We start from the raw sequence: 14,540 nt of genomic DNA on the forward strand, positions 1-14,540 counted from the left end.
TTATTGCGAAACAAAAGCCCTACTAGCCCCCAAATATTCTTTTTTGGACGCATTAAATAAACCATTACACTCTGCCACACTTTGCTGAAATAGTGCGTCAAAAGACGACTCTGGTTGCTGGCTTGGTTTTAATAATTGCCGCAGCTTATACACCGTAAGCGTTGCCATCGAACGCGATACATCTTGCTCAGGACGCCTCATTATAATTTCAAAGATTCCACAAAGACGGGTAGCGCTATTTATTCCAGAATCTGGATTCATCATTAAATCTTTAATCTGTTGTATTCCCGTAGGAATACCTGAAGGGTGAAAGAATGGCAGGCTCCAACTGCCCTGTGATTCCTTGGCGATAAATTGCGTCATATCATTAAAAGCAAGATAAAGGGCATCATAGAGTTCACGACACCTCTCTTCGCCTAATTGTTCAACTACCAATTGACACAATAAACTATCAGCAGGTGATAATAAGTCATCTGTCTTAGCGCTTCCTTGGGAAATTTCTCTAGCCTCATTATTCGAGGCTAAAATATCATCGCATTTTAAGGCATTATAACCTAAACGCCGATTAATCTCTGCGGTGATATCCGCTGGAAAATATTCATAAGGCGTCTTAAGCCCCTCTGAGCCAGGTGCATTTTGTCCAGCATGTTCATGCTGGTGCCGAGAAAGGTAAAGATCGGCAGCCAAAGTGACAAAATTAGCTCGATTAGTCAGTGTATCTTCAAATAAAGGCCAATCATTATATGTTAAAGCATAAAGATACATGGCATCCGTGTTAATAATACTCTTCGCTTTTCTATCTTTACCACTCACACACGAGCCATAAGAATAGCCATTAATCGCGGAAATAATGAGCTGCTCCTGAGAACTAATAAATAGCTCTCTACCAAGACCACATAAATACTCCAGATAAGTGGCCGTACCGTAACCAGATTTTAATACGTTTTTATAATTTTCCAGGAGCTTGTCCAAACCAGGAACCTTAGAAACATAAGGTTCTACAGCCTCTAAAAACGCCACTACATCAGGATCAGCCTCGGTTGTATAAAGCACTAATTTTGCTTTATTCAATGGATGATTTGTTTGCAATATTGGCGGTGCCGGGGTGCCATTACTAATAATTGATCGCGCCATTTGATTTAATTGAAAATCAGGAATAATGGAAGATAAAAGCGGAATATAGTCTGAACCTATGGGACTAACTAAAGTTTGGAATAAAATCACCTGCTCTGGTTTCGCATCTTCCACCACTTTCAGCAAATTCGCCAGCACATGTCGTCGTTGTACGGCCAAAGGCCAATTCTTTCTTATCCCCTCACGTGTAGCAATATGGCTTGAACGCATTATGGGCGAATACAATTGACAAAATTCACCTGTAGCAGTTAATGAATAGAGGCTGTGACGAGCAAAATTAGCGGGCATTGGTAGGGTGCGATGACGACTGCAAACAAAAGATACCGCCTCTTCCACCATAGATTTACTTCGAAGTACCTTTTCCAGAAAATATTGTTGATGCTCCGACAAGACCCAATACCATTGCGGAATTTTGCTAATTTGTTCTAAGTTGTTTTTAAAGTTCTGACGCGAAAGCATCTCTTTAAACTGCATGAGTTTTTCATCAACCTCATCTACAGATTTTTCTGCAGCTAATACCCGCATCATTTCTTGATGATGCAAAGGCAACTTATCAAACCAAGCCGGAAGAGTGCTGCAATTGGCAATACTATTTAAATCATTACTTATTTTTAATGCCTTGCTTTTTATGTCTTTCCAAGCCGCTAAAAAAAGGGCTAAATCATCGCTAACATTAATCGATTCTGCGTTAAAATTACAGAAATAAGCCTGCATGAAATGAGCTTTAGGCTTAGCTAGTTCACGGAACCAAAAGGGAGTTTTAGGGTAGTTCTCTGCTTTTATCTGTGTTAGCTCATTGACAATTTGCTCATAATGAGGAGGGAGAGATTCATCCAATTGCAAGACATATTCAATGCCTTTACCCAATTTCATCGGGGTCAAAGTTGCCAAATCAGTCCGACCTTGAGACATCAACACATATTGTTCTGCCTCATTGAGTAATTCAGCAGCTTCTGCACCAGAACGATTCCAGCCAGCAGCTATGACATCGATTATTTTGCTAGTAAAATGCTCTAGCTCATTTTGTAATTCATCGATTGGAGTACTTGTTCCTTTATAAAGCGCGCGACACTGCTGAGCATAAGCTGTTAAGGTTTCTTTATTTAAAGGATAAGATGGATAAGCATCCACTAAAAAGTCAAAAGCCTGATGCAAAATATCAATACGCTTGGCATAGCTTTGCTGATAATTCGGTTTTAAAGAGTATGATTCTAGCTCATAATCAGGGAATTTTGTTTTTAATGCATCGATTATCTCCGGTGCGACGGTAGCTCCTTCTTGTACACGTATTATTCCTTTTGGCATCGTAATATATCCTTAAACTACTTTAGTCCTAGAACCCTCAGAAGTTATTGTTTAATAAACAATAACTTCTGGAAGTCCACTATTATTGTATAAATATTTCCATGAAACAATTACAATGATCAACCTAAATTGATAAAAATCATGAAAAGGAGTTTGATGATGGGATACATTGTACAACATTACATAGGTGGTCAATTAATTAACGAAGCAAACACAGCCAGCCACCCTATTTACAACCCCGCCTTAGGTGAAATCATTGGGCAAGTACACTTCGCATCGAAAGCCCTGTGCGATAAAACCATCATGACCGCAAAAGAAGCAGGAATTGAATGGTCGCAAACACCTGCAATAAAAAGAGCACGTATTCTTTTTAAATTTAGAGAATTAATGGAAAAATATCAAATGGATTTGGCACGAATCGTGACAAATGAACACGGCAAGACGATTGATGACGCGAAAGGTTCCGTAGCACGCGCCATCGAAGTAGTTGAATTACATTGTGGTTTGGTGAATCAACTCAAAGGGGATTTCTCTAACGATGTAGCCAGTGGTATTGATTGCCATACCTTTCGACAACCAATCGGCATCAGCCTTGGTATCTCCCCCTTTAATTTTCCAGTAATGGTTCCCGTATGGATGATGATCCCGGCAATTGCCTGTGGTAATCCCTTTATCTTAAAACCATCAGAACAAGATCCTTCCGCCTCCGTGCGCTTATTAGAATTATTAAGTGACGCAGGCTTACCCGATGGAGTGGCTAATTGCTTGCATGGTGATAAAGAAACGGTAGACTATTTACTCACCCATCCGGATATTGCAGCAGTCACTGCAGTCGCATCAACTCCAGTAGCTCACTCTATTTATACTAAAGCAATTACGCATGGTAAACGCGCTCATACCTTTGGTGGGGCTAAAAATCATTGTGTAGTGATGCCCGATGCCGATCTCGACCAAGCAGCCACAGCGATTGTTGGAGCAGCTTATGGCTCTGCTGGTGAACGCTGCATGGCTATCTCGGTTGCTGTTGCGGTAGGCGATCAAATTGCGGATGCGTTAATCGCCAAAATGACACCACAAATTCAAGCCATGAAGATTAATGCAGGTGATGTCGCTGGTACCGATATGGGACCATTGATTAGTGGGGCGCACCAGCAAAAAGTTTTAGCCGCCATCGACCAAGGCGTACATGAAGGTGCAAAACTCATCATTGATGGCAGAACATTTAAGCATCCAGAACATGCTCAAGGATTCTTTGTCGGCCCTTGTTTATTTGATAAAGTCACCGCACAGATGTCTATCTACCAAAATGAAATTTTTGGACCAGTTCTTGTCGTTGTGCGCGTCGCTGATTTTGAACAAGCCATCGACTTAGTAAATAAGCATCAGTTTGGTAATGGCACGGCAATCTTTACACGCGATGGCTTTAGTGCCCGTGAATACAGTCAACGCATCCAAGTCGGTATGGTTGGTATTAATATTCCTATTCCAGTACCTATTGCCAACCATCCTTTTGGCGGCTGGAAACATTCCTTCTTTGGTGATATCAATATGCATGGCGAAAACAGTATTTATTTCTATACCAAACAAAAGACGGTGACCAGTAAATGGCCAGTTAATGAACTAACAGAAAATGCCTTTATTATGCCAACCCACGATTAAATACGGAGAAATGCATGGCAAAAATTGGATTTGTCGGATTAGGTCATATGGGCTTACCCATGGCCATTAATCTTGTTAAGGCAGGACACCAAGTCAGTGGATATGACGTACAACAATCAGCCCGGCAAAATTTTGCCAATGCCGGTGGCGTCATAGCCCAGAACCTGCAAGAAGTAGCACAAGACATCATCATCACTATGTTACAAACAGGACAACAAGTCTTAGCTGTATATCATGGTCCTGATGGCTTGCTCACTATGCTAAAACAAGGTTCCTTATTGATTGACTGCTCCACAATTGACGTCAATAGCGCACGTGAGTTACATCAGCTCGCCCACGCACAGAGCATCCGTGTGGTTGATGCACCGGTATCTGGCGGTACTGCAGGTGCAGCTGCAGGCACCTTAACCTTTATGGTCGGCGGTGAAGAAGCCGCTTTTCACGCAGCCCAGCCCATACTTGCAGCAATGGGACAAAAAATTATTCACACGGGTGTTGCTGGCAGCGGCCAGGCAGCAAAAATATGCAACAACATGATTCTTGGAATTTCGATGATCGCCATTTCCGAAGCATTTGTTTTAGCAGAACAGTTGCACCTATCACCACAAAAGCTCTTTGAGGTAGTTAGTAATTCATCGGGACAGTGCTGGGCGATGAGCAAATATGCTCCTGTAGCTGGCGTACTGGAAAATGTGCCCGCCAATAATGAATACAAACCAGGATTTGCCGCAGCGATGATGCTGAAAGATTTATTGCTCAGCCAAGATTCTGCGCACGCAGTGCAGGTCACCACGCCCTTGGGTGCAAAAGCAACAACACTTTATCAACATTTAATTGAACAAGGCCTTGGTGAAGCTGATTTTTCAGCTATTATAAAATTAATATCCCAAGGAAAAGAGGTAGAGCATGACCCATCCTAAACTTACACATACGGAAGAATCTTTAGCCGAATTCTGGTCCGAAATAGCCAATCAAACCATCCATTGGCTACGCCCTTGGGACAGTGTACTGCAAGGTGATTTAAAACACGGCAATGTAACCTGGTTCAAAGGAGGGCAACTCAATGTCAGTGTGAATTGCTTAGACCGACATTTACCCCAAAGAGCAAATAAGACAGCCATTATCTGGGAAGGTGATGATCCCAACCAACATACAACCCTGACCTATGGCGAATTACACGCTGAAGTATGTCGCATGAGTAATGTACTGAAGGCGTTAAAGGTCAAAAAAGGCGATAAGGTCGCCATTTATTTGCCAATGATCCCAGAAGCGGCGATTGCCATGCTTGCCTGTGCACGCATTGGTGCGGTTCACACCGTTATCTTTGCCGGTTTTTCAGCGCATGCATTAAAACAACGTTTACTCGCTGCTGATAGTGCTTGTCTTATCACCACTGACAGTTTTTATCGTGGGGGCAAGATAGTTCAGTTAAAAGAACATGCTGATGAGGCTTGCACGAATTTAACCCTACCCCGACTTGTTATAAAAACTACCGGTGCCCCTGTAGCTTTTAATAAAAATACCGATCATTGGTGGCATGAATTAAAAACCCAGGTAAGCGCTCACTGCGATCCCGAACCAATGGATGCCGAGGATCCCTTGTTTATTCTGTATACTTCAGGCAGCACTGGCCAACCCAAAGGTGTGGTGCATACCACGGGTGGCTATCTAGTCCAAGCCGCCTATACACACCAGCTTATATTTGCCTGTAAAGAAGATGAAGTATTTTGGTGTACCGCCGATATTGGCTGGATCACTGGCCACAGTTATGTAGTTTATGGACCACTGTGCAATGGGGTCACCACGTTAATTTATGAAGGAATCCCCACCTGGCCTGATGCTGCACGAAACTGGAAAATTATTGATAAACATCAAGTCAATGTATTTTATACCGCCCCCACCGCCATACGAGCCTTAATGCGTTGTGGCAATGAATGGCTCGATTCAAGCACAAGAAGCTCCTTGCGCTTATTGGGCTCTGTGGGTGAACCGATTAATCCTGAAGCCTGGCAATGGTATTATCACCAAGTAGGTCAAGACCGATGTCCAATTGTCGATACATGGTGGCAAACAGAAACCGGTTCCATAATGATAAGCCCTCGTGCCAATGAATCCGCCAATAAACCCGGTGCCGCAAAACAGGCTATACCGGGTATTGTTCCCGTATTATTAGATGCAGAAGGTAACGAAATACAGCATGAAGGTGAAGGTTTTTTAGCCATAAAATACCCCTGGCCATCAATGGCACGCACTATAGCAGGGGATCATCAGCGCTATTGCCTTACTTATTTACACAATGGTTATTACATTACTGGTGATGGTGCAAAACGCGATGCAGATGGCGATTATTGGATTACTGGCCGTGTCGATGATGTTATTAATGTATCCGGGCATCGCTTAGGTACCGCTGAGATTGAAAGTGCATTGGTTAGTCATGTGGCTGTTGCTGAAGCTGCAGTGGTAGGGATACCTCATGATTTGAAGGGCCAAGGCATTTATGCTTATGTTATCTTAAAGGAAGATGTATCAATAACGGCGCAATTACAAGCCGAATTAATTGAGCAGGTAAAAACAGAAATCAGCCCGATCGCCAAACCAGATATCATTCATTTTACGAGTGAATTACCTAAAACACGCTCAGGAAAAATCATGCGCCGTATTTTGCGTAAAATTGCGGGTAAAGAAATACAAAGCCTTGAAGAGTTAGGCGATTTATCAACCTTAGCAAATCCACAGGTTGTCGAAGAGCTCATGAAGGATAGAAATAAGCACTCTTAATTAGTATAAATCAGCCTTTCTAGCGTGCAAAAGCTACTGGAAAAATAGCTTTTGCACACGGACATATTGAAGAACAGCTGGGAAAAATTGCACGCTTTAGTAGACAAAAAATGAATTCAATTTTCATCCTCTAATATGATGAGCCCAATGCAAGCCATTGATTAAGCACTGCAATTAACTCGGCAACACCTTCCTTTTTCGAAGAAGAAAAAGACTGTACACTAACCAAATGCTCAGCTAAGCCATAATGCTTACGCACTTTTAGTACGGTGTTTTTTACCTCGCTACGGCTTAATTTATCGGCTTTAGTCAACAAGATATGAACCGGCAATTCACGATTCAACGCCCAATCAATCATCATTTGATCTAAATCTTTGAGCGGGTGCCGTATGTCCATTAATAACACTAAGCCTTTTAAACTTTTTCTGATATCAAGATAGTGCGCTAAATGTTTTTGCCATTCCATCTTCACCTGCAAGGCGACTTTGGCATAGCCATACCCGGGCAAATCAACCAACCGATGCTCGTCATCTAGGCTAAATAGATTAATAAGTTGCGTGCGCCCAGGCGTTTTACTGGTACGTGCCAATCCTTTAATACCAGTTAAACAATTCAACGCGCTGGACTTACCAGCATTAGAACGGCCGGCAAAAGCAACTTCGTAGCCGCTGTCTTCCGGTAAATGCACCACTTTGGCGGCACTTTTTAAAAATACTGCTCTTGAGTAAGGATTTTCTAACATGAGATATATAATACTTTGGGATTTAGACCAAGGCAGTGTACCATTAGTTCACGAATTTATATAATTTTTGCTAAAAAATGTCGCTTGGGCCCTAAGGCTAATGTAGGCCAACATTTACGGTTCATTACCACGATGAAATTACTGAGAAGGTACTGCTATTGGGGCAAATGACCGACGGCGGCGTGCCCCCCTAAGACTCAAGCACCACCGAATGAGATATCTATGAAAAAATTTGTCCTTGCCCTTATTTTGTGTGCCCCTCCTGCTATTTACGCCGAAGAAAATACCACGCTTGTCGCGAATACAGCCATGGTTTGCACTGCCTGCCACGGTCAAGAAGGGAACAGCACGAATCCTGACTGGCCTAATCTAGCGGGGCAACACCCAAAATACTTCGTGAAACAACTTAAGGACATGAAAAACAGCAATGTACGGGATGCCCCCACAATGAAGGCATTGGCCGCAACATTGAGTGAGCAGGACATGGATGACTTAGCAACATATTATGCTAAAATGCCACTTGCTCAGGGCCGTACTCCCAAAGAATTTCTACGGCGTGGAGAACTACTCTACCGCGGTGGAGACTTTAGCAAACGGATTACTGCTTGCATCGCCTGTCATGGTCCTAAAGGTACAGGTAATGCGCAGGCTGGATTTCCACTACTATCTGGCCAGCATGCAGCATATACGGTACTGCAATTGCTGGCATTTAAAGACGGTAAACGAAAAAATGATTTAAACCATATTATGCAAGACATCAGCAGTAGAATGAGTCAAGACGATATGGAAGCAGTGGCACATTATATTGAAGGCTTACACTAGGGAATTTAAAAATGTTAAAAAAACTAATTTGTTTCTTCTTACTCTTACCGACCATGATTTTCGCAGCAGTATTTGTTGAAGGCAAAGATTATCAAATCGTTGCCAACCCACAAGCAATCGCCAATAAAAGCAAAACCCCTCTGATCCAAGAATTTTTTAGTTACGGTTGCCCCTGGTGTTATAAAATAGAAACCCCTCTTCATGCCTGGGTTAATTCAATGGGAAAAAGCGTGCAATTTGAACGGATCCCAGTCGTGTTTAAACCCAGTTGGGAGCTTTATGCCAAAGCGTATTACACAGCAAAAACACTGGCTCTTTCTGACAAATTAAATCCCCTATTATTTAAAGCCATACAAGTAGAGAGAACGCCTTTAGAGTCGAAACAAACCATGATCAACTTCTTTGTTACTCAAGGTGTGGATAGAGAAATTGCTAAAAGTGCTTTTGAGAATTCGCCAACTATTGAGATGAAAGTGCAAACTGGCATGGCATTGATGGCCACTTATCAAATTAGTGCAGTGCCCGCTTTTGTCATCAATAATAAATACAAAACGGATTTGCAATTGGCCGGGAGCCCTGAGCGTTTATTAGAAATATTGGCCTACTTGGTAAGAAAACCAGCTTAAATTGGTTTAGTAGGCCAATTAAAATGCTGGGCTTTATACAGTCCAGCATACGTTGTCACAAAGGTGACCAGAATTAAACTATGTCCCATCCCCGGGGTTTTCCAAACTTAAAATCCCTGTATTAAAATCATAGGCAAAAAGTTCGGCATAGCGCCCCCAGTCAATCATTGTCCGTAACACGCGTTCAGCCTCTTTCTCACTTAAATAATCTTCAAGCTTACTTAAAAAACGCTCTTCAGAAACTCGGTGCCCTACTTTTTCATCTAAAACACGACTGATGTAACGCGCAAGCGGTACTTTCTCCAATAATCGTTGGGCAAACAATTGTTTTCGCTCTTGCAAATCAGCCTCGGAAAACTGCTTACCTAAATCACTTAATTGAATATCCCCCGCCGAGACCTTAGCAAAACCTAATATTTCCAGCGTTTCCAAAATGGGGAATAAATCATCAATATTCATCATCAACTCATCGGCAAGTTCGGGTAAGTCAATGCGTTCTTCAAAAGAAGTCATGGTTTCAATCAAACCGGTTAACTCGGAAGGCTCAACATCAGGAAGACGATAGCCCAAACCAATTTGCCGTTCACGCTGTGCCCGTTTTGCCTTTTCTTTGGGGCCAGTAGTCATTAAGGTATAAATTTTATCAACCAAGGCACGAAATTCAGGAGACTCGGGATCACGAGGCTGAGGCAAGGTTACTGGTAATTCAGCGCGAATATAGCCCGGATCATTACCGAAAATTACGATACGATCCGCCAAAGTCGCTGCTTCTTCAATATTATGCGTTACTAATAAAATACCATTGGTATTGGTTTTCTTTTCTTTCCATAATTCCAATAAGTCTGATCTTAAGTTTTCTGCGGTAAGCACATCAAGAGCAGAAAAAGGCTCATCCATAAGTAACACATCAGGATTAATAACCAAAGCACGCGCAAAACCAACCCGTTGCCGCATCCCTCCTGAAAGCTCCTTGGGAAAAGCGGACTCAAAGCCATCAAGGCCAATGATATCAATGGCTTCAATCGCCCGATGTCGACGTTCTTCGCGGCTTACACCTTGGGCTTCAAGGCCTAACTCCACATTTTCCAATACATTCAGCCAGGGCATTAAAGCAAAAGACTGAAAGACCATGGCAATGCCGGCAACAGGTCGGGTAACTGGTTTGCCACGATAAGTCACCGTACCACTGGTCGGCGGAATCAAACCAGCAATAATTCGCAGCAGGGTCGACTTACCCGAACCTGATTTACCCAATAAGGCAACAATCTCACCTTCCTGCAATTTAAAATTAACGTCTTCAAGTACGAGCAAATCCTGCGTAGACGCTTTTTTAAAAGACTTGCGTAAACTTTCTATAGCAATAATGGTTTCAGACATACGCGTCTCAAGGTTTGGGTAAATTATATTGCTCTCGATATCCCCATTCCTGTTTATAAGGAACAGTAGTGCAAAAATACGTACCCGTTATTAATTAAAATTAAACCGTTCTTCCGCTAAGCGATACAGCGGCCGCCAAATCAGGTGATTAAAAGTCAGCACATACAGGCACATCATGGCTGTGCCTAATGCGATTTGCGGAAAATCACCAATGGTGGTGCTGGCTTGTATATAGGCACCCAGCCCAGTTGCCTTAAGAGTAACATTCCCCCAACTGACCCATTCTGCCACGATACTGGCGTTCCAGGCACCACCAGCAGCTGTAATCGCACCAGTAATATAAAAAGGGAAGATTCCAGGCAAAACCAGACGTTTCCACCACAGCCATCCTTTCAAGCCAAAATTGTCTGCGGCAAGATATAATTCACGAGGAATGGTCGAGGCACCAGCAATCACATTAAATAAAATATACCACTGCGTCCCAAGAATCATCAGTGGTGTCACCCATATTTCTACATTTAAATTAAATTCAACAATAGCAATAACAAATAAAGGATAAAATAAATTTGCAGGAAAGGCCGCGACAAACTGAATCACGGGTTGTATTCTTTGCGCAATACGTGGCCTTAAGCCAATCCACACGCCTACGGGGATCCAAATTAAAGAACTTAAAACAATTAAAGCAATAACGCGGGTACCCGTTGCTGCGCCCAGTAAAAATACGTGCAAAATATCACTAACTTTCAATTCGGCAAGGATAAAGCGTAATAAAAACCAGCCGCCACTTAAAACACAAAATAAAACCATCGTACTCCAAAAGCGGTCAATACGTTTTTGCCGTTTAAAATCAATTTCTTTAATCGCCTTGGGTTCACCTATGCGAAACCAGCGGGCATTGACAAAACTGTTAGTAAAAATGTCAATAATCTCTGTGAATCGTTTCATTAGCCGACTACAGCGTATCCAATCCACTAACCAGGATTGATACTCCGATTCATCGGGCGAAGGTTCAAATTTAAATTTTTCTGACCAGGCAATTAAAGGACGGAATAAAATTTGATCATAGAGGAAAATGACAATCACCATGGTTAAAATAGCATAACCTACGGCATGTAGGTCACGTTGCTGGATTGCTAAAGCAATGTATGAACCAATCCCAGGTAATCTAATGTTTTGATGTGCAACTGAAATCGCTTCCGACAACACCACGAAAAACCAGCTGGCCGACATGGAAATCATCATATTCCATAAAAGACCGGACATGGAAAAAGGCACTTCCAGCTTCCAAAAACGTTGCCATGCGGACAAGCGAAACATTGCTGCAACTTCTTGTAAATCATGCGGTATGGTTTTTAATGATTGATAAAAACCAAAGGTCATATTCCATACTTGTGCACAAAAAATAGCAAAAATCGAGGCGCATTCAGGACCTAATAAACTGTGCGGAAATAAATGGATAAACCCAGTCACCGTAATCGAGAGGAAACTTAACACCGGAATGGATTGCAAAATATCAATGGCAGGAATAATCACTTGTTCTGCACGACGATTTTTAGCTGCTAAAAGTCCCACGGCAAAGGTAAATAAGATGGAAAAAAATAAGGCTATAAACAGTCGCAAAACGGTACGCAAAGCATAAAAAGGCAAATTTTCTGGCACTAAAGAAATAGGAATCTGATCGCCTAATTGATAGGGGGTAGCCATTTGCGAACCAGCCCAACCCAAAAAGAATAAAACGGCAAAGATCAAAATCAGGAGCAATAAGTCCCAACGATTAATAAATCGACCAACTCGATCAGGATTAGCAAAGTAAAACCGACTATTACGCACCATGCCCCCATTAATCTCACTTCATCGACATAAAACCTCGAACAATAGCATAAAACCAACTCTATCGGTAGTTTTAATCACAACCAACGTTTAAATGAAACAAAGAGAATTGTGGCCAACACGTATCGCCTGATTAAAAAAAGCCCCCAGGCGATGAAAAAAATAGTCGCAGAAATGACTACCACTACACCTTACATTTTCAATGAAGCCATCACATAAGGCCCATCAACCGTAAACTCTCGATTTTTTAGTAAGGCTTTGCAGGAAAATAGCGCCGGTATTCATCCCTGCCGAGCCAGGCACATAGGTGGATGGTACATCGCTTTGCACAGCATTAACATAAATAGAAGCCATATAACCGCCCTCTACCGTCAATGTTGCATTATTTCCTGCCTGATAAGCGTATTTAAGCCCCGGCTTGGCATCCAATGCCGGAACCACTTGCACATAACTGCGATGCGAAATATATTGATGGTTTAATGGAATACCCGAGGCAGCTAGTAACGTAAATCAAAGAAAAATCCGGCACTATAATTAGAGGATTCATGCCTCTGACTTGCCAACTGGGATCAAGGATTGGCGTAGCAACATCAGGATTAAATGGATTAACGACAACACCATAATCATTAATACCCGTCGGACGCAAAAATAAAGCACCTCAGCTTAGTTCATATGCCGAGGGCAAATTAGGAACATAAACATTAAAATTGTTTTGCTATTCCCCCCATTGCTCCGGCAAAGCTTAATGAAATAGGGCTCAATAACGTACCAATAACACAGCCAATAAAAACTTTTCTCATTACTTACTCCATGTAAATCAAATATACAATAACGCGATTAATTAAACTATGCTCGAAGTACATGTTCAAGGTTTTAGCGATTTATTCGCTAATCATTACTGAATAAACAAAATCCTCAACAATCCCGCTAAAATATTTTGCTTTACGATTGAACTTCCAGATAATATTAGGTGTCTAATATGTGAGCATTTCCCCCGGATGCTTAGCTTCGCTTTACCCCCTCTTAAGCGGAGCGATGTTTGAATGAATAATTCAAACAACTAATTTGCCCCGGTGAGAAACCGGGGATTTTTTTATTTAAAAAAAGTGAGTACACTGAAACGATTGCATCTAATAAGAAATTTTTAAACAAAATCGAGACCACAAATGAATAATAAATTCCGCTCATTAGCCTTTATGCTGTTCATAATATTGTCACAGTTAACACATGCAGGCCCTGAGCAAGCGCCAATGGCTGTTTGGGTCAATGAAGCGATTGTCGCGACTTATAGCTACAGTTATAAAAATTATTTACAAGATCAAAAACAGATTGCCAAATATTTTACCGCGGATGGTTGGATAGCTTACAGCAAAGCCTTAAATGACTCAAAACTTCCTGAGGCTGTCCAAAAAAATCTTTATTACGTCAGTGCCGTGGCTACAGAACCACCGGTAATTACCACAATTGATAAAAACCATTGGAAAGCGACAATGAATTTGCTGGTAATGTATAAAAACCCGCAATATAAACAATCACAAACGCTTAAAGTCAACATTGAGTTTGGGATCGCCCCCGCAGGCCAAGGTGTGCGCGGCTTTAGCATGAACAGCTTGCAATCCGTGCTAATCAAACCATCCTGCCAATGTCCAATTGAGGATGACCATACAACACCTACCGCAGCTAGCCCAACAGGCGCCAAGCAATAAGCCCCACATGCAAAACAATCAAAGTGCCGATTAAAATTAAAATAACATTTAATTTTTTCGGCATCGTGACATCTAAAGCAGATTGTTCGGGATGATTGGGATTATAATAAACATCAATTTCTTCATTTTCTTTAAAAGCCACCGCGGCTTTATAGGCTACCCGACGCGCATATTTGCTGTTTGGGGTATTATGCGCCGTATCTAAAAATAAATACTCTCCATACAAGTTTTTATCATAAACTTGATAAGAATATTCAATTTTAGGCCAAACACTATGTCCAACTGTAGTCCATTCACAAGCGATAATATGCCCCTTTACCTTTAACCAAGATTGCGCTTTAACCAATGCCTGCCTATCCTGCCAAAAATGCCTTAGCAAAAGGAGAAGCAGCATCAGCCACCCTAAATCCAGTGTCCATCGCCAAACACCAAGCCAAATCATTTAGCAACCCTATAAAGATACTCTATGCATACAGTATATAGCTGTTTTAGCTCATAATCCTAAAAAATCATTGCCGCATAAAAAATCAAAGCGGAAATCTCGCAAAATTAATCGCAATA

12 protein-coding genes are annotated in these 14,540 nt (G+C 41.9%); 6 read left to right on the plus strand and 6 right to left on the minus strand.

Features of this window, described 5'->3' with window-relative positions:
* Entirely contained in the window at window positions 1–2,439 is a 2,439-nt protein-coding gene (locus LDG_RS04605) for a hypothetical protein (RefSeq protein WP_006869998.1), read from the minus strand.
* Between the two features lie 159 nt (window positions 2,440–2,598).
* Here LDG_RS04605 and LDG_RS04610 point away from each other — a divergent pair, with 159 nt between their 5' ends.
* Genes LDG_RS04610 through acs form a run of 3 tightly spaced genes read left to right on the plus strand, consistent with a single transcriptional unit; the run spans window position 2,599 to window position 6,876 of the window.
* The gene (locus tag LDG_RS04610) at window positions 2,599–4,098 is read left to right on the plus strand and encodes a CoA-acylating methylmalonate-semialdehyde dehydrogenase (protein WP_006870000.1); all 1,500 of its coding nucleotides are present in this window, start codon (window positions 2,599–2,601) and stop codon (window positions 4,096–4,098) included.
* A gap of 14 nt (window positions 4,099–4,112) precedes the next feature.
* Window positions 4,113–5,018 (plus strand): 3-hydroxyisobutyrate dehydrogenase, encoded by a 906-nt coding sequence (gene mmsB, locus LDG_RS04615; protein WP_006870001.1) that lies wholly within the window; start codon window positions 4,113–4,115, stop codon window positions 5,016–5,018.
* The gene (gene acs, locus LDG_RS04620) at window positions 5,005–6,876 is read left to right on the plus strand and encodes an acetate--CoA ligase (RefSeq protein ID WP_006870002.1); all 1,872 of its coding nucleotides are present in this window, start codon (window positions 5,005–5,007) and stop codon (window positions 6,874–6,876) included. The genes mmsB and acs overlap by 14 nt, the downstream gene beginning before the upstream one ends.
* Before the next feature lie 130 nt (window positions 6,877–7,006).
* On the opposite strand, the gene yihA is transcribed toward acs, so the two are convergent.
* Window positions 7,007–7,618 (minus strand): ribosome biogenesis GTP-binding protein YihA/YsxC, encoded by a 612-nt coding sequence (yihA, locus tag LDG_RS04625; RefSeq protein WP_006870003.1) that lies wholly within the window; start codon window positions 7,616–7,618, stop codon window positions 7,007–7,009.
* 222 nt (window positions 7,619–7,840) lie between these two features.
* On the opposite strand from yihA, the gene LDG_RS04630 reads away from it, so the two are divergent.
* Together LDG_RS04630 and LDG_RS04635 are read left to right on the plus strand one after the other, a co-directional pair.
* Complete coding sequence (locus LDG_RS04630) at window positions 7,841–8,440, plus strand: c-type cytochrome (RefSeq protein ID WP_006870004.1); 600 nt, start codon at window positions 7,841–7,843, stop codon at window positions 8,438–8,440.
* Window positions 8,441–8,451: 11 nt separating this feature from the next.
* The gene (locus LDG_RS04635) at window positions 8,452–9,066 is read left to right on the plus strand and encodes a thiol:disulfide interchange protein DsbA/DsbL (RefSeq protein ID WP_006870005.1); all 615 of its coding nucleotides are present in this window, start codon (window positions 8,452–8,454) and stop codon (window positions 9,064–9,066) included.
* Window positions 9,067–9,144: 78 nt separating this feature from the next.
* Here the strand turns inward: LDG_RS04635 and LDG_RS04640 are convergent, their stop codons facing one another.
* The 3 genes from LDG_RS04640 to LDG_RS04650 form a co-directional block, all read right to left on the minus strand.
* A complete protein-coding gene (locus tag LDG_RS04640; protein WP_006870006.1) occupies window positions 9,145–10,443 on the minus strand; it encodes an ABC transporter ATP-binding protein in 1,299 nt (432 codons plus the stop codon).
* A 90-nt stretch (window positions 10,444–10,533) separates the two neighbouring features.
* Window positions 10,534–12,273: an ABC transporter permease gene (locus LDG_RS04645; protein WP_085955925.1), complete on the minus strand. Its 1,740-nt coding sequence runs from the start codon at window positions 12,271–12,273 to the stop codon at window positions 10,534–10,536.
* A 225-nt stretch (window positions 12,274–12,498) separates the two neighbouring features.
* Window positions 12,499–12,759 carry an Lpg1974 family pore-forming outer membrane protein gene (locus tag LDG_RS04650; RefSeq protein WP_324602957.1) on the minus strand — a complete coding sequence of 87 codons (261 nt, stop codon included), beginning with the start codon at window positions 12,757–12,759 and terminating at the stop codon, window positions 12,499–12,501.
* Window positions 12,760–13,439: 680 nt separating this feature from the next.
* Here LDG_RS04650 and LDG_RS04655 point away from each other — a divergent pair.
* A complete protein-coding gene (locus tag LDG_RS04655) occupies window positions 13,440–13,979 on the plus strand; it encodes a DotI/IcmL family type IV secretion protein (RefSeq protein WP_040534489.1) in 540 nt (179 codons plus the stop codon).
* Here the strand turns inward: LDG_RS04655 and LDG_RS04660 are convergent.
* Window positions 13,954–14,421, minus strand: a complete 468-nt coding sequence (locus LDG_RS04660; protein ID WP_040534491.1) for a DUF3592 domain-containing protein — start codon at window positions 14,419–14,421, stop codon at window positions 13,954–13,956. The two genes, LDG_RS04655 and LDG_RS04660, sit on opposite strands and share 26 nt — an antisense overlap.
* Window positions 14,422–14,540 lie beyond the last annotated feature (119 nt).

Origin of the sequence: Legionella drancourtii LLAP12, from assembly GCF_000162755.2 — a bacterium.
Classification (GTDB): domain Bacteria; phylum Pseudomonadota; class Gammaproteobacteria; order Legionellales; family Legionellaceae; genus Legionella; species Legionella drancourtii.